Here is a 24,620-nt window from a genome sequence, read left to right as displayed (position 1 = left end):
GAACAATCTGCTTCAGGCTGCACAGCGCGCTGAACCGATCGTCTATGATCGGTTCAAACGCCTGTCACATTTTCTTACAGAGCCTGAACGATGAATCAGAACGCTGAGTATTCCGCGGTCAACGACGCGGTGCGTGGGCAATTCTTGCGCCGAACCTGGGCGATGATCACACCGTATTGGCGCAGTGAAGAGAAGGGCAAGGCCTGGTTGTTGCTGGCTGTGGTGATTGGTCTGACGCTGTTCAGCGTGGCGATTTCCGTGTGGCTTAACCACTGGTACAAGGATTTCTACAACGCCCTGGAAAAAAAGGACACTGCGGCCTTCTGGCAACAGATCATCTATTTCTGCGGCATCGCTGCAGTGGCTATTCTCGGCGCGGTCTACCGCCTCTATCTGACCCAGATGTTGACCATTCGCTGGCGCGCGTGGCTCACCGAAAAGCACTTTGCACGCTGGCTTAACAACAAGAACTACTACCAGTTGGAGCAGGGCGGCTACACCGATAACCCGGACCAGCGGATTTCCGAAGACCTCAATAGCTTTACCTTGAACACATTAGCTCTGGGTTTGGGCCTGCTGCGCAATGTGGTCAGTCTGGTGTCGTTCTCGATTATCTTGTGGGGCGTGTCGGGCAGCATCGAAGTCTTCGGTATCACCATCCCCGGCTACATGTTCTGGTGCGCATTGCTGTATGCCGCCGTCGGCAGTTGGCTGACGCACCTGATCGGCCGTCGTTTGATCGGCCTTAGCAACCAGCAGCAACGGTTCGAAGCAGACTTGCGTTTCTCCATGGTGCGCGTGCGGGAAAATGCCGAAAGCATTGCTTTGTACAATGGCGAGTCAAACGAGAATCAACGTTTGAGTGCGCGGTTCGGCAAGGTCTGGCACAACTATTGGGACATCATGAAGGTGTCCAAGCGCCTGACATTCTTCACCGCAGGCTATGAGCAGATCGCGGTTGTCTTTGCATTTATCGTGGCGGCACCGCGCTATTTCGCCGGCAAGATCGAACTGGGCGAGCTGATGCAAATCAACTCGGCGTTCGGCAATGTGCAGGGCAACTTCAGTTGGTTTATCACCGCTTACTCCGACCTCGCCAGCTGGCGTGCCAGCAGTGACCGTCTGCTGAGTTTTCATGAGGCCATGAGCCGCAACGAACAACGTGCTCCGGCCATCGATGTGCGCCCGCAAGGCGAGCAACTGGTGGTCAAAGACCTGGGCATGGACCTGGCCGACGGCCGCCACCTGCTCACCGACGCCGACATGACGGTAGAGCCTGGCCAGCGCGTGATGCTCAGTGGGCGTTCCGGTAGCGGTAAAAGTACGTTGCTGCGCGCCATGGGCAACTTGTGGCCGGCGGGCCACGGCAGCATTTGCCTGCCGGCGGCGCGTTATCTGTTCCTGCCGCAAAAGCCTTACTTGCCGATTGGCAGCCTGAAGGCCGTGTTGAGTTATCCACAAGACGACAGCACCTACCCGGCCGAACGTTATGCACAGGTCCTGGAAACTTGCCGCTTGCCGCATCTGGTCAGCCGTCTGGATGAGGCCAACCATTGGCAACGCATGCTCTCGCCCGGTGAGCAGCAACGTCTGGCCTTTGCGCGTGCCTTATTGTTCGCGCCGCAGTGGCTGTACATGGACGAAGCCACCTCGGCGATGGATGAAGAGGATGAAGCGAACCTGTATCAAGCGCTGATCGATGAACTGCCGGGCCTGAGCATCGTCAGTGTCGGCCATCGCAGCAGCCTCAAGCGTTTTCATGGGCGGCATGTGCGGATTGAAGGCGGGCTGTTGCAGGAGCAACAACCGGCTTAAGGTCTTACGCGGTCAATGTGGGAGTCGGGCTTGCCCGCGATGGCGGTGTGTCAGGCAATGGAAGCTTTGCTGATACACCGCTATCGCAGGCAAGCCAGCTCCCACAGTTGACCGGTGTCGCCTGCTTGATTGAGGCCCACAAAAAAGCCCGGCTGATCATCGATCAACCGGGCTTTTTAGTGTTTGAAAAAACTTACTTCTTCAAACCGTAATGCTCATCCAGCATGCCTGGGGCGTTCGGCGTTTTTGGCGCGTAGTCCCGTGGTGGCTCCTGGTTTTCCCGCGGTGGCGTCAGGCGCTCCCGTGGGGCTTGCGGTGCATCGGAATGCAACGCGGCCAGCAGGCGCTGGCGGGTGATGTCGTCGAGGGCGAGGCGGTTGGCGCCATCGGCGAGATGATCCTGTACTTCCTGGTAGCTCTGGGTGAGCTTCTTGACCAGGGTCGCGGTGCTGTTGAAGTGGGTAACAACCTCGTTCTGATAACTGTCAAAACGTTCCTGAATGTCATCCAGCTGACGCTGCGTGCGGTTAGGCGCGGCATTCGGCAGCAGGCGGGCAACCAGGAATCCAATGGCGACACCGGCAACCAGGGCAAGAGTCGGCAACAACCAAACTAAGAGCGAGTGTTCCACGAGTCCTTCCTCTATAAACGGCTTTGCTTTACGTTAACGGCTCAAACCTGCGCTGTATACCGCGATTAAGCTCGCAATGATGCCATGCACAGACTTTTAGCTAGACGAGTCGACCCTTTGAGAGGTCACGGAGTTCATTCCTTGCTCATGCGTGAAACCCCCGTTTTGATCGCTGGCCCGGTGGGCCAATTGGAAGCCTTGTACCTGGATCACCCCGAGCCACGTGGCCTGGCGCTGATCTGCCACCCTAACCCGGTGCAAGGCGGGACCATGCTCAATAAAGTCGTTTCGACCCTGCAACGCACTGCCCGCGATGCTGGTTTGATTACTTTACGTTTCAATTACCGTGGCGTCGGCTCGAGCGCCGGTACTCACGACATGGCCACCGGTGAGGTGGATGATGCCGAGGCGGCCGCCACCTGGCTGCGGGAAAAGCACCCCAACCTGCCGATCACCTTGCTCGGCTTTTCCTTCGGCGGCTACGTCGCGGCCAGCCTCGGTGGCCGCCTGGAAGCCAAGGGCGAAAAGCTTGCGCACCTGTTCATGGTTGCCGCTGCGGTGATGCGCCTGCGCGATAGCGACGTGCTGCCCCAAGGCTGCCCGTTAACCCTGATCCAGCCGGAAACCGACGAAGTGGTCGACCCACAGACCGTGTACGACTGGTCCGCCGCCCTGAAACGCCCCCATGAGCTGCTGAAAGTGGCAGAATGCGGACACTTTTTTCATGGCAAGCTCACCGACCTCAAGGATCTGGTGCTGCCGCGCCTCTCGAATTGATAGCAGTCTGATAAGCGATTACCCATGACGACTCGTACCCGTATCCTCACCGGCATCACCACCACCGGCACGCCGCACCTGGGCAACTACGCCGGTGCGATCCGCCCTGCGATCCTCGCCAGCCAGGACGCGAATGCCGATTCCTTCTACTTCCTGGCCGACTACCACGCCCTGATCAAGTGCGATGACCCGCAGCGCATCCAGCGCTCGCGCATGGAAATCGCCGCGACCTGGCTGGCCGGTGGCCTGGATGTGAACCGGGTGACCTTCTATCGCCAGTCCGACATCCCGGAAATCCCAGAACTGACCTGGCTGCTGACCTGTGTTGCCGCCAAGGGCCTGCTCAACCGCGCCCACGCCTACAAGGCCTCGGTGGACAAGAACGTTGAAGCCGGCGAAGACCCGGACGCGGGCATCAGCATGGGCCTGTACAGCTACCCGGTGCTGATGGCGGCGGACATCCTGATGTTCAACGCGCACAAGGTGCCGGTCGGCCGTGACCAGATCCAGCACGTGGAAATGGCCCGCGACATCGGCCAGCGTTTCAACCACCTGTTCGGCAACGGTAAAGAATTCTTCACCATGCCTGAGGCGTTGATCGAAGAAAGCGTCGCCACCTTGCCGGGCCTCGATGGCCGCAAGATGTCCAAGAGCTACGACAACACCATCCCGTTGTTCACCAGCGCCAAGGACATGAAAGACGCGATCTCGCGGATCGTCACCGACTCGCGTGCACCCGGCGAAGCCAAGGACCCGGACAATTCGCATCTGTTCACCTTGTTCCAGGCGTTTGCCAGCAAGGCTCAGGAACAAGAGTTCCGCGCCGATCTGCTGCAAGGCCTGGGCTGGGGCGAGGCGAAGAGCCGCCTGTTCCAACTGCTCGACAGCCAACTGAGCGAGCCGCGTGAGCGTTACCATCAGTTGATGTCGCGCCCCTCGGACATGGAAGACCTGCTGCTGATCGGCGCCAAGAAAGCCCGCGCCGTGGCCGCGCCGTTCCTTGCCGAGCTGCGTGAAGCCGTGGGCCTGCGCTCGTTCGTCAACCGGGCCGCCGCGCCGGTGGCGGCCAAGAAGAAAGCCGCGAAGGCTGCGCGCTTCGTGAGCTTCCGTGAAGACGACGGCAGCTTCCGCTTCCGCCTGCTGTCGGCCGATGGCGAGCAATTGCTGTTGTCGCGCAACTTTGCCGACGGCAAAGCGGCGGGCGCAGTGACCAAGCAACTGCAAAGCGGCGACGCGCTGGATGTGCGCAATGAGGCCACAGGCTTCAGCGTATGGCTGGACGGTGCTGCCGTGGCCGACAGCGCTGAATTTGCCGACGAAACGTTGCGTGATGCTGCCATCGCCGCCTTGCGCGTTGCGTTGACCCCCATCGAGGATTAACCCGACCAAGGGTTGATTGCCATTATCCAGGGCCGTCGTTACAGTGACGGCCCGTTTTTGTTGCCTTGCTAACGAAATTATGACGCCCCTAGAACGATATCAAGCTGATCTGAAACGCCCTGAGTTCTTCCATGACGCGGCCCAGGAAAATGCGGTGCGTCATTTGCAGCGCCTGTACGACGACCTGGTCGCGGCCTCGCACAACAAGCCAGGGATGTTCAGCAAGCTGTTTGGCAAGAAAGACCACACGCCGGTCAAAGGCCTGTATTTCTGGGGTGGCGTGGGCCGCGGCAAGACTTATCTGGTCGACACCTTCTTCGAAGCGCTGCCGTTCAAGGAAAAGGTCCGTACGCACTTCCACCGCTTCATGAAGCGTGTACACGAAGAGATGAAGACCCTGCCGGGCGAGAAAAACCCGCTGACCATCATCGCCAAGCGCTTCTCCGAAGAGGCAAGGGTGATCTGCTTCGATGAGTTCTTCGTCTCCGACATCACCGATGCCATGATCCTCGGCACCTTGATGGAAGAGCTGTTCAAGAATGGCGTGACCCTGGTCGCGACCTCGAACATCGTTCCCGATGGCTTGTACAAGGACGGCCTGCAACGCGCACGTTTCCTGCCGGCCATCGCGCTGATCAAGCAGAACACCGAAATCGTCAACGTCGACAGCGGCGTCGACTACCGTTTGCGTCACCTTGAGCAGGCCGAGCTGTTCCACTTCCCGCTGAACGAAGCGGCGCATGAAAGCCTGAAAAAGAGCTTCCGCGCGCTGACGCCGGAATGCACCCAGGCGGTGGAAAACGACAAGCTGATAATCGAGAACCGCGAAATCATCGCCCTGCGTACCTGCGATGACGTGGCCTGGTTCGAGTTCCGCCAGCTCTGCGACGGCCCGCGTAGCCAGAACGACTACATCGAGCTGGGCAAGATCTTCCACGCGGTGATCTTGAGCGGTGTGGAGCAAATGAGCGTCACCACGGACGACATTGCGCGCCGGTTCATCAACATGGTCGACGAATTCTACGACCGTAACGTCAAGCTGATCATCTCGGCCGAAGTCGAGCTCAAGGACCTCTACACGGGCGGTCGCTTGAACTTCGAATTCCAGCGCACCCTGAGCCGCTTGCTGGAAATGCAATCCCACGAGTTCCTGTCGCGTGGGCACAAGCCGTAAGCGATGTGCATGAAATGACCAAGGCCTGCAGTGATGCAGGCCTTTTTTATGGGTGTTCTCCATAACAATGGAGATCACCTGTGGGAGCTGGGCTTGCCCGCGATGGCGGTGGTTCAGGAACAAATGTACTCACTGATACACCGCTATCGCAGGCAAGCCAGCTCCCACATGGGTTTGTGGTTACCTTGGCTTACGCGGTCTGCAGTGATGCAGGCCTTTTTTATGGGTGTTCTCCATAACAATGGAGATCAAATGTGGGAGCCGGGCTTGCCCGCGATGGCGGTGGGTCAGGAACAAATGTACTCACTGATACACCGCCATCGCAGGCAAGCCAGCTCCCACATGGGTTTGTGGTTACCTTGGCTTACGCGGTCTGCAGTGATGCAGGCCTTTTTTATGGGTGTTCTCCATAACAATGGAGATCAAATGTGGGAGCCGGGCTTGCCCGCGATGGCGGTGGTTCAGGAACAAATGTACTCACTGATCCACCGCTATCGCAGGCAAGCCAGCTCCCACATGGGTTTGTGTTTACCTTGGCTTACGCGGTCTGCAGTGATGCAGGCCTTTTTTATGGGTGTTCTCCATAACAATGGAGATCAAATGTGGGAGCCGGGCTTGCCCGCGATGGCGGTGGTTCAGGAACAAATGTACTCACTGATCCACCGCTATCGCAGGCAAGCCAGCTCCCACATGGGTTTGTGGTTACCTTGGCTTACGCGGTCTGCAGTGATGCAGGCCTTTTTTATGGGTGTTCTCCATAACAATGGAGATCAAATGTGGGAGCCGGGCTTGCCCGCGATGGCGGTGGTTCAGGAACAAATGTACTCACTGATCCACCGCCATCGCAGGCAAGCCAGCTCCCACATGGGTTTGTGTTTACTTTGGGTCAGGCGGCTTGCTGGAACTGCTGGCGATACTGGTTCGGCGACAGCTCGGTGTGCTGCCTGAACAGCCGCGCGAAGAAGCTCGCATCGTCGTATCCCACTTCATAGCTGATGGTCTTGATGCTCTTGCGGCTGCCTGAAAGCAGGCCTTTGGCCGTCTCGATGCGCAGCCTTTGCAGGTAATGCAGCGGCTTGTCGCCGGTGGCCGTCTGGAAGCGGCGCATGAAGTTACGGATGCTCATGCCGTGTTCCCGGGCGACGTCTTCGAAGCGGAACTTGTCGGCAAAGTGCTCTTCGAGCCAGTGCTGGATCTGCAGGATGATCACGTCCTGGTGCAGCTTCTGCCCGCCAAAACCGATGCGCCCTGGCGCGTAGCTGCGCTGCACTTCGTAAAGAATGTCGCGGGCCACGGCCTGGGCAATGTTGGCGCCGCAGAAGCGTTCGATCAGGTAGATGTAAAGGTCGCACGCTGAGGTAGTGCCGCCGGCGCAGTACAGGTTGTCGGCGTCGGTGAGGTGCTTGTCCTGGTTGAGCTGTACCTTGGGGAAACGCTCGCTGAAGGCGTTGAAGAAGCGCCAGTAAGTGGTCGCCTCCTTGCCATCGAGCAACCCGGCTTCGGCGAGCCAGAACACCCCGGTGGCTTCACCGCACAACACCGCGCCACGTGCATGTTGCTCGCGCAGCCAGGGCAGTACTTGCGGGTAACGGGTGCACAGCGCGTCGAAGTCGTCCCAGAAGGCCGGCAACACGATGATGTCGGCGTTTTCCAGGCCGCCGTCCACCGGCATGATCACATCGCTGAAGCTGCGTACCGATTGCCCGTCGGGGCTGACCAGGCGTGTTTCAAATGCCGGGGTCAGGCCCAGGCCTTGCTGCTTGCCGTAACGCAGGCTGGCGAGGTGGAAGAAATCCTTGGCTTGCATGAGGGTGGAAGCGAATACCCGATCAATGGCCAAAATGCTGACGCGCCGCAAGGGCGTGGAGATTTGGTTAGACATAATTTCATTTATTCTTATAGGGGAAAGTGGTCACCAGACGGCTGGATCGTCTTATTTTTTGTCGCATGTGTCCAGTGTCCTGTGACGCCTTCGCGGCATAGGCTCTGTGGGCTGGTCTTTGTCCGACAATCCACGCAGGTGACCCATGATCCCCAGAACCTTGTTCAGCTCGGAGCACGAACTCTTCCGCGAGAGCGTGCGTACCTTCCTCGAAAAACACGCCGCGCCGTTCCACGGAGAGTGGGAAAAGCAGGGTTACATCGACCGTAACCTGTGGAGCAAGGCGGGGGAGGCGGGGATGCTGTGCTCCCACCTGCCGGAAGAATATGGCGGGCTGGGCGCGGACTTTTTGTACAGCGCGGTGGTGATCGAAGAGATCAGCCGCCTGGGCCTTACCGGCATTGGCTTTTCCCTGCATTCGGACATCGTCGCGCCGTACATCCTGCATTACGGCAGTGAGGCGCTGAAGCAAAAGTACCTGCCCAAATTGATTTCCGGCGAGATGGTCACGGCCATTGCGATGACCGAACCGGGCGCCGGCTCTGACTTGCAGGGCGTCAAGACCACCGCCGTGTTGGACGGCGATGAGTATGTGATCAACGGCTCCAAAACCTTCATCACCAACGGCTACCTCGCCGAGCTGGTCATTGTCGTGGCCAAGACCGACCCCAAGGCCGGCGCCAAGGGCACCAGCCTGTTTCTGGTGGAAGCCGATACGCCGGGCTTCGACAAGGGCAAGCGCCTGGAGAAGGTCGGCATGAAGGCCCAGGACACCTCGGAACTGTTCTTTCAGGATGTACGCGTGCCCAAGGGTAACCTGCTGGGCCAGGCAGGCATGGGCTTCGCCTACTTGATGCAAGAACTGCCTCAGGAGCGCCTGACGGTGGCGATTGGCGCGCTGTCATCCGCCGAAGCCGCGCTGCAGTGGACCCTGGACTACACCCGCGAGCGCAAGGCGTTCGGCAAGGCGATTGCCGACTTTCAGAACACTCGATTCAAACTGGCGGAGATGGCCACCGAGATTCAGATCGGCCGCGTGTTTGTCGACAAATGCATGGCGCTGCACCTGGAAGGCAAGCTTGATGTGCCCACTGCCGCGATGGCCAAGTACTGGGCCACGGACCTGCAATGCAAGGTGCTCGACGAGTGCGTGCAGTTGCACGGTGGCTACGGCTTTATGTGGGAATACCCGATTGCGCGGGCTTGGGCAGATGCGCGGGTGCAGCGCATTTATGCGGGGACCAATGAGATCATGAAGGAGATTATTGCGCGGGCGCTTTGATGGTCCTGTGGTGCTGCTTGAGGCCCCATCGCAGCGATGCGGCGACCCGACAAGCCAGCTCCCACATTTGACTGTGTTCACAGTTCAAAGTGTGGGAGCTGGCTTGCCTGCGATAGCTATCTAAAGATCAATCAAGGCGCAGGATTCGGATGATCCTTCTGAATCGCCTCAATCCCTTCCAGCACTTCCTTGGACAGCTTCAAATCAGCACTGGCAATGTTGCTGTCCAGCTGCTCCAGGCTCGTGGCCCCAATAATATTACTGGTCACAAACGGCTGTTGCGTCACAAATGCCAGCGCCATCTGCGCCGGGTCCAGGCCATGTTCCCGCGCCAGGGCCACATAACGGCTGCACGCGGCTTCCGACTGCGGGTTGAAGTAGCGGCTGAAACGGCTGTACTCGGTGAGGCGCGCCTTGGCCGGGCGTGCGCCATTTTCGTATTTGCCGCTGAGCATGCCGAATGCCAGCGGCGAATAGGCCAGCAAGCCGCATTGCTCGCGAATAGCCACTTCCGCCAAACCCACTTCAAAGCTGCGGTTGAGCAGGTTGTAGGGGTTCTGGATCGACACGGCGCGGGTCCAGCCACGGGCTTCGGCCAGGGCCAGGAACTTCATGGTGCCCCACGGGGTTTCGTTGGACAGGCCGATGTGGCGGATCTTGCCGGCTTTTACCTGCTCGTCCAGCGCCTCGAGGGTTTCTTCCAGCGGGGTCAGGTCGTCTTCGTCCTTGTGCTTGTAGCTCAGTTGGCCAAAGAAGTTGGTGCTGCGCTCCGGCCAGTGCAACTGGTAGAGGTCGATCCAGTCGGTTTGCAGGCGCTTGAGGCTGGCATCCAGGGCGTCGACGATGTGCTTGCGGTTGTGGCGCAGGTGGCCGTCGCGGATGTAGTCGATGGTATTGCCGGGGCCGGCGATCTTGCTGGCGAGGATCCAGTCGGCACGGTCGCCGCGGCTCTTGAAGTAATTACCGATATAACGCTCGGTGGTGGCATAGGTGTCGGCCTTGGGCGGCACCGGGTACATTTCTGCGGTGTCGAGGAAGTTGATCCCTGCGGCCTTGGCCCGTTCGATCTGTGCGAAGGCCTCTGCCTCGCTGTTCTGCTCACCCCAAGTCATGGTGCCCAAGGCGATCGCGCTTACGTTCAGATCGGTGCGGCCCAGCTGTCGATAATCCATCGGGTACTCCTTCGGGGAAAACAATCATAAAAGCAGGTTGAATTTTTTTTCGCAATCTGCATAATTGCCCACCTCTTTCTGCAGTGGAAGTGATGCGCCGCCTGCCGAAGAATCTTGCCGTTGAACGGACGCGCCGACCCGAGCCCCCGATAGCGTCTGTATCCGGCTGCCTTTGACTTGTCAAAGTACGCACTATTCAGTAAGATCCGCCGTCTAATTTACAGGGCGGCCCCTGAGGCTATTAAAGAATGACAACTTTTACTGCAAAACCGGAAACAGTTCAGCGCGACTGGTTTGTCGTCGACGCCGCTGGTCAGACCCTGGGTCGTCTGGCCACTGAAGTCGCCAGCCGTCTGCGTGGCAAGCACAAGCCTGAGTACACCCCTCACGTTGACACCGGTGACTACATTGTCATCATCAACGCCGAGCAGGTACGTGTTACCGGCAACAAAGCGCAAGACAAAATGTACTACCGTCACTCCGGTTTCCCAGGCGGTATCAAGTCTTCGAACTTCGAAGGCCTGATCTCCAAGAAGCCTGAAGCCCCGATCGAAATCGCGGTCAAAGGTATGCTGCCTAAGGGCCCACTGGGTCGCGATATGTTTCGCAAGCTGAAAGTCTATGCGGGCGCTGTACACCCTCATGCTGCTCAGCAGCCCCAAGAACTGAAGTTTTAACGGAATAGTTCATTATGTCGGCGACTCAAAATTACGGCACTGGCCGTCGCAAAACCGCTACCGCTCGCGTTTTCCTGCGTCCGGGTACTGGTAACATCTCGATCAACAACCGCACTCTGGAAAACTTCTTCGGTCGCGAAACTGCCCGCATGGTAGTTCGTCAGCCGCTGGAACTGACCGAGACTGTTGAAAAGTTCGACATCTACGTCACCGTTATCGGTGGCGGTGTAAGTGGTCAAGCTGGCGCAATCCGCCACGGTATCACTCGCGCTCTGATGCAGTACGACGAAACCCTGCGTGGCGCTCTGCGCAAAGCTGGCTTCGTAACTCGCGATGCTCGTGAAGTTGAACGTAAGAAAGTCGGTCTGCGTAAAGCGCGTAAGCGTCCGCAGTACTCGAAGCGTTAATTCGCTTTACGTTCCACAAAAACGCCCAACTCCTCACGGAGCTGGGCGTTTTTTATTGCCTGCGATTTATGCATAAATTTCGCCGTGACAACTTGCCACATCCGTAGACGCCCTATACTACAAGGCCTGGAGGCTGAGCCCAGGGCAATTCCCTTGTCATACGTGGGGCTTTTCATTACCATCCGACAAAATTTTTATAAGTAAAGATTCAACACTTAGTAGACGCCTGATTTAACAGGCCAAAAAGCTGATGGGAGAGGACTGAATGAGCAATGACGGCGTGAATGCAGGCCGGCGTCGCTTCTTGGTAGCAGCCACATCCGTGGTGGGTGCTGCAGGAGCGGTGGGGGCTGCGGTCCCGTTCGTGGGGTCATGGTTTCCCAGTGCCAAGGCGAAAGCCGCAGGTGCACCGGTGAAGGTGAATGTCAGCAAGATCGACCCAGGCCAGCAGATGATTGCTGAGTGGCGCGGTCAGCCGGTCTTCATCGTTCGTCGTACTGAGGAGATCCTGGGGAATCTGAAGAAAATCGAAGGTCAGCTGTCTGACCCCGACTCGAAGAACTCCGACCAGCCCGCCTACGTCGATAAGGAAATCCGTTCGATCAAGCCAGAGATCCTGCTGCTGATCGGTATCTGCACCCACTTGGGTTGCTCGCCTACCTTCCGCCCGGAAGTTGCTCCTGCCGACCTTGGCAAGGATTGGGTCGGTGGCTACTTCTGCCCTTGCCACGGCTCCCATTACGACCTCGCCGGTCGCGTCTACAAGTCACAACCCGCACCACTGAACCTGCCAGTGCCGCCACATCACTACGAGACTGACAGTGTCATTGTCATTGGCGTCGACGAGGGGGAGAAAGCCTGATGAGCAAGTTCATGGATTGGGTGGATGCGCGCTTCCCCGCCACTAAAATGTGGGAAGACCATCTCAGCAAATATTACGCGCCAAAAAACTTCAACTTCTTCTACTTCTTCGGCTCGCTGGCCTTGCTGGTGCTGGTCAACCAGATCGTCACCGGTGTGTGGCTGACGATGAGCTACACGCCGTCGGCGGAAGAGGCGTTCGCCTCCGTCGAGTACATCATGCGTGACGTCGAGTACGGCTCGATCCTGCGCCTGCTGCACTCCACCGGCGCATCGGCGTTCTTCATCGTCGTGTATATGCACATGTTCCGCGGCCTGCTCTACGGCTCGTACCAGAAGCCACGCGAACTGGTGTGGGTCTTCGGCATGCTGATCTACCTGGCGCTGATGGCCGAGGCCTTCATGGGTTACCTGCTGCCGTGGGGCCAGATGTCGTACTGGGGCGCCCAGGTGATCATCTCGCTGTTTGGTGCGATCCCGGTGATCGGCAACGACCTGACCCAGTGGATTCGCGGTGACTACCTGATCTCCGGCATTACCCTGAACCGCTTCTTTGCGTTGCATGTCGTTGCATTGCCTATCGTGATTCTGGGCCTGGTGGTGCTGCACATCCTGGCGCTGCACGAAGTGGGTTCGAACAACCCCGATGGTGTGGACATCAAGAAGCACAAAGACGAAAACGGCATCCCGCTGGATGGCATTCCGTTCCATCCGTATTACACCGTCAAAGACATCGTCGGCGTGGTGGTCTTCCTGTTCATCTTCTGCTCGATCGTGTTCTTTTTCCCGGAGATGGGTGGTTATTTCTTGGAGAAGCCTAACTTCGAACAGGCCAACGCCTTCAAGACGCCTGAGCACATTGCACCGGTCTGGTACTTCACGCCGTTCTACGCGATCTTGCGTGCTATCCCCGACAAGCTCATGGGCGTAATGGCCATGGGCGCGTCGATTGCGCTGCTGTTCGTACTGCCATGGCTCGACCGCAGCCCGGTCAAGTCGATGCGCTACAAAGGCTGGCTGAGCAAGATCTGGTTGTGGGTGTTCTGCATTGCATTCGTGATCCTGGGTGTGTTGGGCGTATTGGCGCCGACCCCTGAGCGCACGCTGCTGTCGCAGGTCTGCACCTTCCTGTACTTCGCCTACTTCATTCTGATGCCGTTCTACACCCGGCTCGAGAAGACCAAACCGGTTCCGGAAAGGGTGACTGGCTGATGAAAAAGTTATTCGTTGCTTTGATCCTTGCGGCGCTGCCGCTACTGTCCTTCGCTGCCGAGCACGGCGCGGAGCTGGAAAAAGTCGATATCGACGTGTCCGACAAGGCCGCCATGCAAGATGGCCTGCGCACGTTCACCAACTACTGCATGGGCTGCCACAGCGCCAAGTTCCAGCGTTACGAGCGTGTCGCCGATGACCTGGGCATTCCCCATGACGTGATGCTCAGCCACGCCGTGTTCACCGGCGCCAAGATCGGCGACCACATGAACATCGGCATGCAGCCTGCGGATGCCAAGGCCTGGTTCGGCGCTGCGCCGCCCGACCTGACCCTGGTGGCGCGCGTGCGCGGCACCGATTGGCTCTATGGCTACCTCAAATCCTTCTACGAAGACCCGGCGCGCCCTTACGGCGTGAACAACAAAGTCTTCCCGAACGTCGGTATGCCTAACGTTCTGGTCGGCCTGCAGGGTCGCCAAGTGGTAGGATGCAAGCAGGTTCAGGTCGTTGAAGACGGCAAGAAGCAATATGATCCGTTGACCGGCACGCCTTTGACACACGAAGCGTGCGATCAACTGACCATCGTGCCCAAGACCGGTACGCTGAACGAAGAGCAGTTCGACGAGAAGGTCAAGAATCTGGTGACCTTCCTGGCCTACTCGGCCAACCCGGTCAAATTGCAGCATCAGCGCATCGGTACGTATGTGTTGCTGTACCTGGCCTTCTTCTTCGTATTCGCTTATCTGCTTAAACGCGAATACTGGAAGGATGTGCATTGATCCAACCGTAAGCAATTGCTGTTAATCTTGCGCGCCCAGCGGCATCTCTGAATACGTAGCGGTCTGGTTGAACCAGGCACTACAGGGATGCTCTCTGGGCGCGCTCGTTTTTGAGCTTTCCATAATTTCAACAAGCGAGGAGGACCGCCATGGGCGTGACCAATCGGTTGGCCTGTTACTCCGACCCCGCCGACCACTATTCCCACCGAGTACGCATCGTGCTCGCAGAGAAGGGTGTCAGCGCCGAGATCATCAGTGTGGAGGCAGGTCGTCATCCGCCGAAACTGATCGAAGTGAACCCTTACGGCAGCTTGCCCACCCTGGTCGATCGTGACCTGGCGTTGTGGGAGTCAACCGTGGTGATGGAATACCTGGATGAGCGTTACCCGCATCCGCCTTTGCTGCCGGTGTATCCGGTGGCGCGTGCCAACAGCCGCCTGCTGATCCATCGGATCCAGCGTGACTGGTGCGGGCTGGTGGATGTGATCCTGGATACGCGCAGTAAAGAAGCCGTTCGTGTGCAAGCGCGCAAGGAATTGCGCGAGAGCCTGACCGGCGTTTCGCCGCTGTTCGCCGACAAGCCTTTTTTCCTCAGTGAGGAACAAAGCTTGGTGGATTGCTGCCTATTACCCATACTCTGGCGCTTGCCGATCCTGGGCATTGAACTGCCACGGCCGGCCAAGCCGTTGCTTGATTACATGGAGCGCCAGTTTGCGCGTGAGGCTTTCCAGGCGAGTCTGTCTGGTGTCGAACGCGACATGCGCTAAGGCTTAAGGAGCCGCTGATGAACTCCAGTCGACCCTATTTGGTCCGCGCGCTCTATGAGTGGATTGTGGACAACGATTGCACCCCGCACATGCTGGTCAACTCTGAATTTCCCAAGGTTGACGTGCCGCAGGGTTTTGCCAGTGACGGGCAGATCGTGCTGAACGTATCACCGAGTGCAGTGCGTCACTTGCACATGGACAATGAAGCCGTCAGCTTCGAAGGGCGTTTTGGCGGCGTGCCGCATACGCTGTTCGTGCCGATTGGTGCCATCCTCGGGATCTATGCCCGGGAAAATGGCCAGGGCATGGTGTTTGATCTGGAATCGCCTTTCGAGGGCGACGAAACGATCGAAGGCGAGGACGGTGATGATGTACCGCCACCGGACTCCGAGCCGCCGCGTCCAAGCGGTCGGCCAAGCCTGAAAGTGGTGAAGTAAGCGGCGTTCACCCTTGGGTGAAGTCTTAAAATGCCTCGGCCTGTGCCGGGGCATTTTTTTGCGCAAAGGATATGGATGAAAGTCGTGACAGACCGGTGATCGTACAACCGCCATGGGCTATGATGCGGACTCAAGTTCGCCGAGAAAGATCATTCGTCATGGAAAACGCCAACATCGCCCCTCGTCTTCCCCGCAAGCGCCGCAGCCTTGCCCAGGAATTGGTCACGGTGTTGTCCGAGCAGATCCGCGACGGCCAGCTCAAGCGTGGCGACAAGTTGCCCACCGAGTCGGCCATCATGGAAGCCCATGGGGTCAGCCGCACGGTGGTGCGTGAGGCTATCTCACGTTTGCAGGCGGCGGGGCAGGTGGAAACCCGCCACGGTATCGGCACCTTTGTGTTGGACACGCCAAGCCCGAGCGGTTTCCGGATCGACCCGGCCACGGTGGTGACGCTGCGGGATGTGCTGGCGATTCTTGAGTTGCGTATCAGCCTGGAAGTGGAATCGGCTGGCCTTGCCGCGTTGCGCCGCAGCGACGAACAATTGGCGGCCATGCGCGCAGCCCTTGATGCGTTGAATGAAAGCGCGGCCCACGCAGGGGATGCGGTGGCGTCAGACTTTGCGTTCCATCTGGAAATTGCGCTGTCCACCGGCAACCGCTACTTCACCGACATAATGACCCACCTGGGCACCAGCATCATTCCGCGTACCCGCCTGAATTCGGCGCGCCTGGCCCATGATGACCAGCAGCACTACATGGGCCGCCTGAGCCGCGAACACGAAGAGATTTATGAGGCGATTGCCCGCCAGGATTCGGATGCGGCCCGCGCGGCCATGCGCCTGCATTTGACCAACAGCCGTGAGCGGCTGCGCCATGCCCATGAAGAGGCGCAAGCACAGCGCGGTTAACCGCCAAACACGCCCTAGCGTGGGAGCTGGCTTGCCTGCGATGGCTGAGTGTCAGGCAACTGATACTGTGTGCACGCACCGCTATCGCAGGCAAGCCAGCTCCCACATTTTGGTCTCTTTGGCCTGGAGTTGATCGTTCCCGCGCTCTGCGTGGGAATGCCGCCCTGGACGCTCCGCGTCCCGATGTGCGCGAGTATCTCAAGCCCCGTGCAAGGTGACGCAGAGCGTCACAGGATGTATTCCCACGCAGAGCGTGGGAACAATCATTCCGCGTGCCCGCCAGGATTCGGATGCGGCCCGCGCGGCCATGCGCCTGCATTTGACCAACAGCCGTGAGCGGCTGCGCCATGCCCATGAAGAGGCAGAGGCGCAGCGCGGTTAACCGCCAAACACGCTCTAGTGTGGGAGCTGGCTTGCCTGCGATGGCTGAGTGTCAGGCAACTGATACTGTGTGCACGCACCGCTATCGCAGGCAAGCCAGCTCCCACATTTTGATCTCCTTGGCCTGGAGTTGATCGTTCCCACGCTCTGCGTGGGAATGCCGCCCTGGACGCTCCGCGTCCCGATGTGCGCGAGTATCTCAAGCCCCGTGCAAGGTGACGCAGAGCGTCACAGGATGTATTCCCACGCAGAGCGTGGGAACAATCATTCCGCGTGCCCGCCAGGATTCGGATGCGGCCCGCGCGGCCATGCGCCTGCATTTGACCAACAGCCGTGAGCGGCTGCGCCATGCCCATGAAGAGGCAGAGGCGCAGCGCGGTTAACCGCCAAACACGCTCTAGTGTGGGAGCTGGCTTGCCTGCGATGGCTGAGTGTCAGGCAACTGATACTGTGTGCACGCACCGCTATCGCAGGCAAGCCAGCTCCCACATTTTGATCTCCTTGGCCTGGAGTTGATCGTTCCCACGCTCTGCGTGGGAATGCCGCCCTGGACGCTCCGCGTCCCGATGTGCGCGAGTATCTCAAGCCCCGTGCAAGGTGACGCGGAGCGTCACAGGATGTATTCCCACGCAGAGCGTGGGAACGATCATTCCGCGTGCCCGCCAGGATTCGGATGCGGCCCGCGCGGCCATGCGCCTGCATTTGACCAACAGCCGTGAGCGGCTGCGCCATGCCCATGAAGAGGCAGAGGCGCAGCGCGGTTAACCGCCAAACACGCTCTAGTGTGGGAGCTGGCTTGCCTGCGATGGCTGAGTGTCAGGCAACTGATACTGTGTGCACGCACCGCTATCGCAGGCAAGCCAGCTCCCACATTTTGATCTCCTTGGCCTGGAGTTGATCGTTCCCACGCTCTGCGTGGGAATGCCGCCCTGGACGCTCCGCGTCCCGATGTGCGCGAGTATCTCAAGCCCCGTGCAAGGTGACGCAGGGCGTCACAGGATGTATTCCCACGCAGAGCGTGGGAGCGATCAGTGGCAGGTCGGTTGGTACGATCAGTGTCAGGCCGGCTGGTTGGGCTTGTAGTCCTTGAGCAGCAGGTAAGTGCTCCAGCCCCACCAATCATTGGTCCAGTGCTTGTCGTTCAGGTCATTCACGTCCTTGCGGCGCAGCACCTTGTCACCCTCCATCTTGAACAGCGGCGAAAAGTTGTTCGCCGGGTTCTGCGCAGCATTCAGGTCCGGCACATACAGCGGTGCCTTGAAGCTGGCCGGGGAGGGCGCAACACCGCTGATAAAGGTCTCGAAGATCTCATCGGCCGAGGCCTGCACTGCACGTTTAACCATGGCCCGATTGTCCGCGTCGATCGCATCGAAGTAGCGCTTGTCCCCATAGGCCTGCCATTGATCACCCTTGGCATTTCGTACCTTGAGCCCGAACTTGCTGTCTTCGTCGTGCATGAAGCGGCTGATCAGTGAGCCCAACTCTCCTGGCGTGACCACCGCCGCCAATTGCTTGCGCGGCACGCGCAGGTGGCCGGCAGAAAACAGATCGGTCAAAAAGTGATCGGCAAAGCTGTTCATTGCATACGCCAGTTCCAGCGCCTGGTCGGTGCCAGTCTGGTGCGCGATGACCGCCTGTTGCAGTGCCGCCGTATGGCCGGCCAGGTACGCCGACAGCGCCCATTCGCCAAAGTGGTCGGCGTTGTCTGCTGCCAGCTTCAAGTAACGCCCCAGTGGAATCAGCGCCGAAACCGCACTGCCGCCGCCGGTAATGCGGTTCCATTCTTCGGACAACGTATCACCCAGCGCGTCATAGGCTTCATGGGGTTGTTTGCCGTCGCGGATGGCCTGGTTGACCGCGTTGATCTCCTTTTGCATGACTGCGAGGATTTTCCCGGCTTCTTCACGCGAGGCCGGTAGCACCGCCAGTGAGTTGAAAGCGGCGGTAAAACGTTGCACACGCTCGGCCGGGGAGGCGCCATCGCTGATGGCCTGGCCGGGAATGCCATAGAAATCACCGCCCAGGGCAATCACTTGGCCGTAGGTCAGCGCCAGGCCGTTGGGCAGGTGCAGTTCGACTTGCCGCGCAGGAATCGCCGGGGCGTCCTTGACGAAACGCAGCAGCGTGTCATCGCCGATGGCAGTGTGTTCACCGCCTTCAAAACGTAGGGTGGGCGGTGTTTTTTCGGGTGCTGCGAGTTCAAGACCTGACATGTTAGCTCCTTGCTATGTCGTAGGAATCTTCCGTAATAACTGTATATGCATACAGTCATTCAGAGCATAGAGGAATAATTTCCTACGTCAAGAAGCTGCGTTTAAACACGTGCCTGCGGATGAAGCCCGATGAATTGCAGTTGACGAATCATTTTATAGTTGTACGATGACGTACGACATCATCAAAACCAACAACAACCTTTCGACAGAAAGTCTTCATCCAGGGTGTTCGAATAATGAATCCACAAGAACTGAAGTCCATCCTCTCCCACGGTCTGCTGTCTTTTCCGGTAACCGATTTCAATGCCCAGGGTGACTTCCACCAGGCGGGCTACATCAAGCGTCTGGAATGGCTGGCCCCTTATGGCGCCACCGCCTTGTTCGCCGCCGGCGGCACCGGTGAGTTTTTCTCCCTGGCCGCCAGCGAATATTCCCAAGTGGTGAAGACCGCCGTTGATACCTGCGCCACCAGCGTGCCGATCCTCGCCGGTGTCGGCGGTTCGACCCGTCAGGCCATCGAATATGCGCAGGAAGCCGAGCGTCTTGGCGCCAAAGGCTTGCTGCTGTTGCCGCACTACCTGACCGAAGCCAGCCAGGACGGCGTCGCCGCCCACGTTGAGGCCGTGTGCAAGTCGGTCAAAATCGGCGTAGTGGTCTACAACCGCAATGTTTGCCGCCTGACTGCACCCTTGCTCGAACGCCTGGCCGAGCGCTGCCCGAACCTGATCGGCTATAAAGATGGCCTGGGTGATATTGAGCTGATGGTGTCGATTCGCCGCCGTCTCGGCGACCGTTTCAGCTACCTCGGCGGCCTGCCGACTGCCGAGGTTTACGCCGCTGCCTACAAGGCCCTGGGCGTGCCGGTTTACTCCTCGGCGGTGTTCAACTTCATCCCGAAAACCGCGATGGACTTCTACCACGCGATTGCCCAGGACGATCACGCCACTGTTGCCAGGATCATCGACAACTTCTTCCTGCCTTACCTCGATATCCGCAACCGTAAAGCCGGTTACGCGGTGAGCATCGTCAAGGCGGGCGCCAAAATTGCTGGTTACGACGCAGGCCCGGTGCGCACGCCGCTGACCGACCTGCTGCCGGAAGAATACGAAGCCCTGGCCGCGCTGATCGACAAGCAAGGTCCGCAGTAACTTATCAACAAGGCCGCTGAGTAATCAGCGGCCTTTTGCGTCAGGAGAAGATTTGTGTCCCAAGCCAAACGTTTTGAAAACTACATCAACGGCGAGTGGGTGGCCGGTGCCGACTACTGCAATAACATCAATCCGTCGGAGTTGTCCGATGTCATTGGCGAATACGCCAAGGCCGATGTAGCCCAAGTCAACGCTGCTATCGATGCTGCCCGCGCCGCGTTCCCGGCCTGGTCGACGTCCGGCATCCAGGCACGCCACGATGCACTGGATAAAGTCAGCAGCGAAATTCTCGCCCGCCGCGAAGAACTTGGCACCTTGCTGGCTCGGGAAGAGGGCAAGACCCTGCCCGAAGCCATCGGCGAAGTGACCCGCGCCGGTAACATCTTCAAATTCTTTGCGGGCGAATGCCTGCGCTTGTCTGGCGATTACGTGCCTTCGGTGCGCCCAGGCGTGAATGTGGAAGTCACCCGTGAAGCCCTCGGTGTGGTCGGCCTGATCACGCCGTGGAACTTCCCGATTGCCATCCCTGCGTGGAAAATCGCTCCGGCCCTGGCCTACGGCAACTGCGTGGTGATCAAACCGGCAGAACTGGTGCCGGGTTGCGCCTGGGCCTTGGCCGAAATCATCTCCCGCGCCGGTTTCCCGGCCGGTGTGTTCAACCTGGTGATGGGCAGCGGCCGTGTGGTCGGCGATGTGTTGGTCAACAGCCCGAAAGTCGACGGCATCAGTTTTACCGGTTCGGTTGGCGTCGGGCGTCAGATCGCGGTCAGCTGCGTGTCGCGCCAGGCCAAAGTACAGTTGGAGATGGGCGGTAAAAACCCGCAGATCATCCTCGATGACGCCGACCTCAAACAGGCCGTCGAGCTGTCGGTACAGAGCGCGTTCTACTCCACCGGCCAGCGTTGCACGGCCTCCAGCCGCTTGATCGTCACCGCCGGTATCCACGACCAGTTCGTCGCGGCCATGGCCGAGCGCATGAAGTCGATCAAAGTCGGCCACGCGCTCAAAAGCGGCACAGACATTGGCCCGGTGGTCTCCCAGGCCCAGTTGGACCAGGACATGAAGTACATCGACATCGGCCAAAGCGAAGGCGCGCGGCTGGTCAGCGGTGGCGGCCTGGTGACCTGTGACACCGAAGGTTACTACCTGGCGCCGACGCTGTTTGCCGACAGCGAAGCCGCCATGCGTATCAGCCGTGAGGAGATCTTCGGCCCGGTGGCCAATGTGGTGCGTGTTGCGGATTACGAGGCGGCGCTGGCCATGGCCAATGACACCGAGTTCGGCCTGTCGGCGGGCATCGCCACCACCTCGCTCAAGTACGCCAACCACTTCAAGCGCCACTCCCAGGCCGGGATGGTGATGGTCAACCTGCCGACCGCCGGTGTGGACTACCACGTGCCGTTCGGTGGGCGTAAGGGTTCATCCTATGGTTCGCGTGAGCAAGGTCGCTATGCGCAAGAGTTCTACACAGTGGTGAAAACCAGCTACATCGGTTCGTAATACCTGGGAGCCCTGCTTGTGTGGGAGCTGGCTTGCCTGCGATAGCATCACTGCGGTGTACCTGACACACCGCGGTGCCTGTATCGCAGGCAAGCCAGCTCCCACACAAAGCCGGTCCCGCATACAACAAGACCATTACCCGCAAAAAAAATAATTAGTGGGAGTACATCTTCATGCAAGCGACCAAGCCGACTCACGTCCGCTATTTGATCCTGCTCATGCTGTTCCTGGTGACCACGATCAACTACGCCGACCGAGCCACTATCGCCATCGCCGGCTCCAGCCTGCAAAAAGACCTCGGCATCGACGCGGTCACCCTCGGTTATATCTTCTCTGCATTCGGTTGGGCCTACGTGGCCGGGCAAATCCCCGGTGGCTGGCTGCTGGACCGGTTCGGTTCAAAAAAAATCTACGCGCTGAGCATCTTCACCTGGTCGCTGTTCACCGTGCTGCAAGGCTATGTGGGTGAGTTCGGGGTTTCCACCGCGATTGTTGCGCTGTTTATGCTGCGCTTTTTGGTGGGCCTGGCTGAGGCGCCTTCGTTTCCCGGAAACGCCCGTATTGTGGCGGCGTGGTTTCCTACGGCCGAACGCGGCACTGCTTCGGCGATTTTCAACTCGGCGCAGTACTTCGCTACGGTACTGTTTGCACCGCTGATGGGCTGGATCGTCTACAGCTTCGGCTGGCAGCACGTGTTTATCGTGATGGGCGGCATCGGCATCCTGTTCTCGCTGATCTGGCTGAAACTTATCCACAGCCCGCGCCAGCATCCGATGATCAACGAAGCCGAGTTCAACCACATCGCGGCCAACGGTGCGATGGTCGACATGGACCAGGACAAGACCAAAGGCCAGAAAACCGACGGGCCGAAGTGGGATTACATCCGCCAACTGCTCACCAACCGCATGATGCTCGGCGTGTACCTGGGCCAGTACTGCATCAATGGCATCACCTATTTCTTCCTGACCTGGTTCCCGGTGTATCTGGTGCAGGAGCGTGGCATGACCATTCTCAAGGCGGGGTTCATTGCATCCTTGCCGGCCATCTGTGGGTTTATCGGCGGCGTGTTGGGCGGTTTGATTTCCGATTACCTGTTGCGCCGGGGGCATTCGCTGACCTTCGCGCGCAAGGCGCCAATCATTGGTGGCTTGCTGGTGTCGTGCAGCATCGTGGCGTGCAACTACGTGGATATCGAATGGATGGTGGTGGGCTTCATGGCTTTGGCCTTCTTCGGTAAAGGCGTTGGCGCACTGGGTTGGGCGGTGGTGTCCGACACCTCGCCGAAACAAATCGCCGGGCTCAGTGGCGGCTTGTTCAATATGTTTGGCAACCTGGCGTCCATCAGCACGCCGATCGTGATTGGTTACATCATCGCCACCACCGGCTCGTTCAAGTGGGCGTTGGTGTTCGTCGGCGCCAACGCGCTGTTGGCGGTGTTCAGCTATTTGGTGATCGTCGGCCCGATCAAGCGCGTGGTGCTCAAAGAGCCGCCAAGCAAAGGGCCGGAACTGACTAACCTTACCCAAGCGCACTCCTGAGGGGCGATGTAATGCAGTTGATTGAACATGCCGACTCGCCGCGCTCGATTCGTTTGCACGCGCGCGACAACGTGGTGATCGTGGTGAACGACCAGGGCGTGCCGGCCGGCACCGAGTTTCCGGACGGCCTGGTCACCGTGGATTTCATTCCACAGAGCCACAAGGTGACCCTGGAAGATATCCCCGAAGGCGGTGAGATTATTCGCTACGGCCAGACCATCGGCTATGCGCTGGCGCCGATTCCGCGTGGCAGTTGGGTGCAGGAAGACCAATTGCGCATGCCCACTGCGCCGCCGCTGGACAGCTTGCCGCTGTCGACCGAGGTGCCAGCAACCCAGGTGCCGTTGGAAGGCTTCACGTTTGAGGGCTACCGCAACGCTGACGGCACCGTGGGCACGCGCAATATCCTCGGCATCACCACCACGGTGCAATGCGTCACTGGTGTGCTGGACCATGCGGTCAAGCGCATCAAGGACGAGTTGCTGCCCAAGTACCCGCACGTTGACGACGTGGTGGCGCTGACCCACAGCTACGGCTGTGGCGTGGCCATCACCGCGACCGATGCCCACATCCCGATCCGCACCGTGCGCAACCTGGCGCGCAACCCGAACCTGGGCGGCGAAGCGCTGGTGATCAGCCTGGGCTGCGAAAAGCTGCAGGCCGGGCAGGTGATGCACGACAACGACAGTTCTGTCGACCTCAGTGAGCCTTGGCTGTACCGCTTGCAGGACTCCAGCCACGGGTTTACCGAAATGATCGAGCAGATCATGGCGCTGGCCGAAACCCGCTTGAAGAAACTTGACCAGCGTCGCCGGGAAACCGTGCCGGCGTCCGAGCTGATCCTGGGCATGCAATGCGGCGGCAGTGATGCGTTTTCCGGCATCACCGCCAACCCGGCGTTGGGCTATGCCTCGGATTTGCTGCTGCGGGCCGGGGCGACGGTAATGTTTTCCGAAGTCACTGAAGTGCGCGACGCCATCTACCTGCTGACGTCGCGCGCCGAGAGCAAGGAAGTTGCCCAGGAACTTGTCAGGGAAATGGACTGGTACGACCGTTACCTGGCCAAGGGTGAGGCGGATCGCAGCGCCAACACCACGCCGGGTAACAAGAAGGGCGGGTTGTCGAACATTGTCGAGAAGTCCCTGGGCTCCATCGTCAAATCCGGCAGCAGCGCGATCAATGGCGTGCTTGGCCCGGGTGAGCGGTTCAAGGGCAAGGGCCTGATCTTTTGCGCCACGCCGGCCAGCGACTTTGTCTGTGGCACCTTGCAACTGGCGGCCGGGATGAACCTGCATGTGTTCACCACCGGGCGTGGTACGCCGTATGGGCTGGCGATGGCGCCGGTGGTCAAGGTCTCAACGCGCACGGAACTGGCGCAGCGCTGGCCGGACTTGATCGATATCGACGCCGGGCGTATCGCCACCGGGCGTGCGACCATCGAGGAGCTGGGCTGGGAGCTGTTCCACTTCTACCTGGATGTGGCCAGCGGCAAGAAACAGACGTGGGCGCAGCGGCATAAACTGCATAACGACATCACCCTGTTCAACCCCGCGCCCATCACCTGAGACCAGCACGGACTCTGTGGGAGCTGGCTTGCCTGCGATGGCGGTGTATCAGTAACGAATGCATCGACTGACACTGCGCCATCGCAGGCAAGCCAGCTCCCACATTTGCTCGGG

Annotated in this window: 22 protein-coding genes and 3 pseudogenes; 21 read left to right on the top strand and 4 right to left on the bottom strand. The window is 59.2% G+C overall.

The window, feature by feature from the left end:
* The first annotated feature begins 90 nt into the window (after window positions 1-90).
* Window positions 91-1,815 (top strand): ABC transporter ATP-binding protein/permease, encoded by a 1,725-nt coding sequence (locus ACQY47_RS10365; protein ID WP_428557050.1) that lies wholly within the window; start codon window positions 91-93, stop codon window positions 1,813-1,815.
* 193 nt (window positions 1,816-2,008) lie between these two features.
* Here ACQY47_RS10365 and ACQY47_RS10360 read toward each other — a convergent pair whose 3' ends face one another.
* Window positions 2,009-2,446, bottom strand: coding sequence for a YhcB family protein (locus ACQY47_RS10360; protein ID WP_017138275.1), 438 nt, complete (start codon window positions 2,444-2,446; stop codon window positions 2,009-2,011).
* Between the two features lie 147 nt (window positions 2,447-2,593).
* On the opposite strand from ACQY47_RS10360, the gene ACQY47_RS10355 reads away from it, so the two are divergent.
* The 4 genes from ACQY47_RS10355 (at window position 2,594) to ACQY47_RS10340 (ending at window position 6,725) form a co-directional block, all read left to right on the top strand.
* Window positions 2,594-3,223 carry an alpha/beta hydrolase gene (locus ACQY47_RS10355; RefSeq protein WP_428557049.1) on the top strand — a complete coding sequence of 210 codons (630 nt, stop codon included), beginning with the start codon at window positions 2,594-2,596 and terminating at the stop codon, window positions 3,221-3,223.
* A 24-nt stretch (window positions 3,224-3,247) separates the two neighbouring features.
* Window positions 3,248-4,603 carry a tryptophan--tRNA ligase gene (locus tag ACQY47_RS10350; protein ID WP_428557048.1) on the top strand — a complete coding sequence of 452 codons (1,356 nt, stop codon included), beginning with the start codon at window positions 3,248-3,250 and terminating at the stop codon, window positions 4,601-4,603.
* Window positions 4,604-4,682: 79 nt separating this feature from the next.
* Window positions 4,683-5,777, top strand: a complete 1,095-nt coding sequence (zapE, locus tag ACQY47_RS10345; protein WP_428557047.1) for a cell division protein ZapE — start codon at window positions 4,683-4,685, stop codon at window positions 5,775-5,777.
* 33 nt (window positions 5,778-5,810) lie between these two features.
* On the top strand, window positions 5,811-6,725 hold the full coding sequence (locus ACQY47_RS10340; RefSeq protein WP_428557046.1) for a hypothetical protein: 915 nt from the start codon (window positions 5,811-5,813) through the stop codon (window positions 6,723-6,725).
* Here ACQY47_RS10340 and ACQY47_RS10335 read toward each other — a convergent pair.
* Entirely contained in the window at window positions 6,664-7,584 is a 921-nt protein-coding gene (locus ACQY47_RS10335; RefSeq protein WP_169986983.1) for a GlxA family transcriptional regulator, read from the bottom strand. The two genes, ACQY47_RS10340 and ACQY47_RS10335, sit on opposite strands and share 62 nt — an antisense overlap.
* Window positions 7,585-7,804: 220 nt before the next feature.
* Here ACQY47_RS10335 and ACQY47_RS10330 point away from each other — a divergent pair, with 220 nt between their 5' ends.
* Window positions 7,805-8,941: an acyl-CoA dehydrogenase family protein gene (locus tag ACQY47_RS10330; protein ID WP_428557045.1), complete on the top strand. Its 1,137-nt coding sequence runs from the start codon at window positions 7,805-7,807 to the stop codon at window positions 8,939-8,941.
* Between the two features lie 131 nt (window positions 8,942-9,072).
* Here ACQY47_RS10330 and ACQY47_RS10325 read toward each other — a convergent pair whose 3' ends face one another.
* Window positions 9,073-10,113 carry an NADP(H)-dependent aldo-keto reductase gene (locus tag ACQY47_RS10325; RefSeq protein WP_017138269.1) on the bottom strand — a complete coding sequence of 347 codons (1,041 nt, stop codon included), beginning with the start codon at window positions 10,111-10,113 and terminating at the stop codon, window positions 9,073-9,075.
* A gap of 248 nt (window positions 10,114-10,361) precedes the next feature.
* Between ACQY47_RS10325 and rplM the strand changes: the two genes are divergently transcribed.
* The 11 genes and pseudogenes from rplM to ACQY47_RS10270 form a co-directional block, all read left to right on the top strand.
* Complete coding sequence (gene rplM, locus ACQY47_RS10320) at window positions 10,362-10,790, top strand: 50S ribosomal protein L13 (RefSeq protein WP_003171742.1); 429 nt, start codon at window positions 10,362-10,364, stop codon at window positions 10,788-10,790.
* A gap of 14 nt (window positions 10,791-10,804) precedes the next feature.
* The gene (gene rpsI / locus ACQY47_RS10315; RefSeq protein ID WP_003216038.1) at window positions 10,805-11,197 is read left to right on the top strand and encodes a 30S ribosomal protein S9; all 393 of its coding nucleotides are present in this window, start codon (window positions 10,805-10,807) and stop codon (window positions 11,195-11,197) included.
* Between the two features lie 265 nt (window positions 11,198-11,462).
* Entirely contained in the window at window positions 11,463-12,059 is a 597-nt protein-coding gene (gene petA / locus ACQY47_RS10310; RefSeq protein WP_003216040.1) for a ubiquinol-cytochrome c reductase iron-sulfur subunit, read from the top strand.
* On the top strand, window positions 12,059-13,270 hold the full coding sequence (locus ACQY47_RS10305) for a cytochrome b (protein WP_017138268.1): 1,212 nt from the start codon (window positions 12,059-12,061) through the stop codon (window positions 13,268-13,270). Before petA ends, ACQY47_RS10305 begins: the two co-directional genes overlap by 1 nt.
* Window positions 13,270-14,049 carry a cytochrome c1 gene (locus ACQY47_RS10300; protein ID WP_017138267.1) on the top strand — a complete coding sequence of 260 codons (780 nt, stop codon included), beginning with the start codon at window positions 13,270-13,272 and terminating at the stop codon, window positions 14,047-14,049. The genes ACQY47_RS10305 and ACQY47_RS10300 overlap by 1 nt, the downstream gene beginning before the upstream one ends.
* Before the next feature lie 149 nt (window positions 14,050-14,198).
* On the top strand, window positions 14,199-14,816 hold the full coding sequence (locus tag ACQY47_RS10295; protein WP_017138266.1) for a glutathione S-transferase N-terminal domain-containing protein: 618 nt from the start codon (window positions 14,199-14,201) through the stop codon (window positions 14,814-14,816).
* 17 nt (window positions 14,817-14,833) lie between these two features.
* Complete coding sequence (locus ACQY47_RS10290; RefSeq protein ID WP_428557044.1) at window positions 14,834-15,253, top strand: ClpXP protease specificity-enhancing factor; 420 nt, start codon at window positions 14,834-14,836, stop codon at window positions 15,251-15,253.
* A gap of 158 nt (window positions 15,254-15,411) precedes the next feature.
* Window positions 15,412-16,161 carry a FadR/GntR family transcriptional regulator gene (locus ACQY47_RS10285; RefSeq protein ID WP_170036261.1) on the top strand — a complete coding sequence of 250 codons (750 nt, stop codon included), beginning with the start codon at window positions 15,412-15,414 and terminating at the stop codon, window positions 16,159-16,161.
* A 274-nt stretch (window positions 16,162-16,435) separates the two neighbouring features.
* A pseudogene (locus ACQY47_RS10280) lies at window positions 16,436-16,543 on the top strand (GntR family transcriptional regulator); the annotation flags it as partial.
* Between the two features lie 274 nt (window positions 16,544-16,817).
* Window positions 16,818-16,925 (top strand): annotated as a pseudogene (locus ACQY47_RS10275) (GntR family transcriptional regulator); the annotation flags it as partial.
* A 274-nt stretch (window positions 16,926-17,199) separates the two neighbouring features.
* Window positions 17,200-17,307: pseudogene (locus tag ACQY47_RS10270) on the top strand (GntR family transcriptional regulator); the annotation flags it as partial.
* Between the two features lie 293 nt (window positions 17,308-17,600).
* Here ACQY47_RS10270 and ACQY47_RS10265 read toward each other — a convergent pair.
* Window positions 17,601-18,755 carry a phospholipase gene (locus ACQY47_RS10265; RefSeq protein WP_428557043.1) on the bottom strand — a complete coding sequence of 385 codons (1,155 nt, stop codon included), beginning with the start codon at window positions 18,753-18,755 and terminating at the stop codon, window positions 17,601-17,603.
* Between the two features lie 236 nt (window positions 18,756-18,991).
* Here ACQY47_RS10265 and kdgD point away from each other — a divergent pair, with 236 nt between their 5' ends.
* The 4 genes from kdgD to garD all read left to right on the top strand — a co-directional run bounded on the left by kdgD (window position 18,992) and on the right by garD (window position 24,506).
* Window positions 18,992-19,903, top strand: coding sequence for a 5-dehydro-4-deoxyglucarate dehydratase (gene kdgD, locus ACQY47_RS10260; RefSeq protein ID WP_138452542.1), 912 nt, complete (start codon window positions 18,992-18,994; stop codon window positions 19,901-19,903).
* 54 nt (window positions 19,904-19,957) lie between these two features.
* The gene (locus tag ACQY47_RS10255; protein WP_428557042.1) at window positions 19,958-21,403 is read left to right on the top strand and encodes an aldehyde dehydrogenase family protein; all 1,446 of its coding nucleotides are present in this window, start codon (window positions 19,958-19,960) and stop codon (window positions 21,401-21,403) included.
* A gap of 173 nt (window positions 21,404-21,576) precedes the next feature.
* Window positions 21,577-22,941: an MFS transporter gene (locus ACQY47_RS10250; protein ID WP_017138259.1), complete on the top strand. Its 1,365-nt coding sequence runs from the start codon at window positions 21,577-21,579 to the stop codon at window positions 22,939-22,941.
* Between the two features lie 11 nt (window positions 22,942-22,952).
* Window positions 22,953-24,506 carry a galactarate dehydratase gene (gene garD / locus ACQY47_RS10245; protein WP_428557041.1) on the top strand — a complete coding sequence of 518 codons (1,554 nt, stop codon included), beginning with the start codon at window positions 22,953-22,955 and terminating at the stop codon, window positions 24,504-24,506.
* The last annotated feature ends 114 nt before the right edge of the window (window positions 24,507-24,620 follow it).

Origin of the sequence: Pseudomonas edaphica, from assembly GCF_965277385.1 — a bacterium.
GTDB lineage: Bacteria > Pseudomonadota > Gammaproteobacteria > Pseudomonadales > Pseudomonadaceae > Aquipseudomonas > Aquipseudomonas edaphica.
Note: the sequence above shows the minus strand (reverse complement) of the source record. Positions and strands in the feature narration are given on the sequence as shown.

Bases quoted from the DNA above. Each gene is read 5' to 3' on its own strand.
- ACQY47_RS10250 (WP_017138259.1), top strand. From the start codon at position 21,577: ATGCAAGCGACCAAGCCGACTCACGTCCGCTATTTGATCCTGCTCATG.
- zapE (WP_428557047.1), top strand. From the start codon at position 4,683: ATGACGCCCCTAGAACGATATCAAGCTGATCTGAAACGCCCTGAGTTC.
- ACQY47_RS10300 (WP_017138267.1), top strand. From the start codon at position 13,270: ATGAAAAAGTTATTCGTTGCTTTGATCCTTGCGGCGCTGCCGCTACTG.
- rplM (WP_003171742.1), top strand. From the start codon at position 10,362: ATGACAACTTTTACTGCAAAACCGGAAACAGTTCAGCGCGACTGGTTT.
- rpsI (WP_003216038.1), top strand. From the start codon at position 10,805: ATGTCGGCGACTCAAAATTACGGCACTGGCCGTCGCAAAACCGCTACC.
- ACQY47_RS10265 (WP_428557043.1), bottom strand. From the start codon at position 18,755: ATGTCAGGTCTTGAACTCGCAGCACCCGAAAAAACACCGCCCACCCTA.
- ACQY47_RS10285 (WP_170036261.1), top strand. From the start codon at position 15,412: ATGGAAAACGCCAACATCGCCCCTCGTCTTCCCCGCAAGCGCCGCAGC.
- ACQY47_RS10335 (WP_169986983.1), bottom strand. From the start codon at position 7,584: ATGCAAGCCAAGGATTTCTTCCACCTCGCCAGCCTGCGTTACGGCAAG.
- petA (WP_003216040.1), top strand. From the start codon at position 11,463: ATGAGCAATGACGGCGTGAATGCAGGCCGGCGTCGCTTCTTGGTAGCA.
- ACQY47_RS10295 (WP_017138266.1), top strand. From the start codon at position 14,199: ATGGGCGTGACCAATCGGTTGGCCTGTTACTCCGACCCCGCCGACCAC.
- ACQY47_RS10350 (WP_428557048.1), top strand. From the start codon at position 3,248: ATGACGACTCGTACCCGTATCCTCACCGGCATCACCACCACCGGCACG.
- ACQY47_RS10355 (WP_428557049.1), top strand. From the start codon at position 2,594: ATGCGTGAAACCCCCGTTTTGATCGCTGGCCCGGTGGGCCAATTGGAA.
- garD (WP_428557041.1), top strand. From the start codon at position 22,953: ATGCAGTTGATTGAACATGCCGACTCGCCGCGCTCGATTCGTTTGCAC.
- kdgD (WP_138452542.1), top strand. From the start codon at position 18,992: ATGAATCCACAAGAACTGAAGTCCATCCTCTCCCACGGTCTGCTGTCT.
- ACQY47_RS10340 (WP_428557046.1), top strand. From the start codon at position 5,811: ATGCAGGCCTTTTTTATGGGTGTTCTCCATAACAATGGAGATCACCTG.
- ACQY47_RS10290 (WP_428557044.1), top strand. From the start codon at position 14,834: ATGAACTCCAGTCGACCCTATTTGGTCCGCGCGCTCTATGAGTGGATT.
- ACQY47_RS10330 (WP_428557045.1), top strand. From the start codon at position 7,805: ATGATCCCCAGAACCTTGTTCAGCTCGGAGCACGAACTCTTCCGCGAG.
- ACQY47_RS10325 (WP_017138269.1), bottom strand. From the start codon at position 10,113: ATGGATTATCGACAGCTGGGCCGCACCGATCTGAACGTAAGCGCGATC.
- ACQY47_RS10305 (WP_017138268.1), top strand. From the start codon at position 12,059: ATGAGCAAGTTCATGGATTGGGTGGATGCGCGCTTCCCCGCCACTAAA.
- ACQY47_RS10365 (WP_428557050.1), top strand. From the start codon at position 91: ATGAATCAGAACGCTGAGTATTCCGCGGTCAACGACGCGGTGCGTGGG.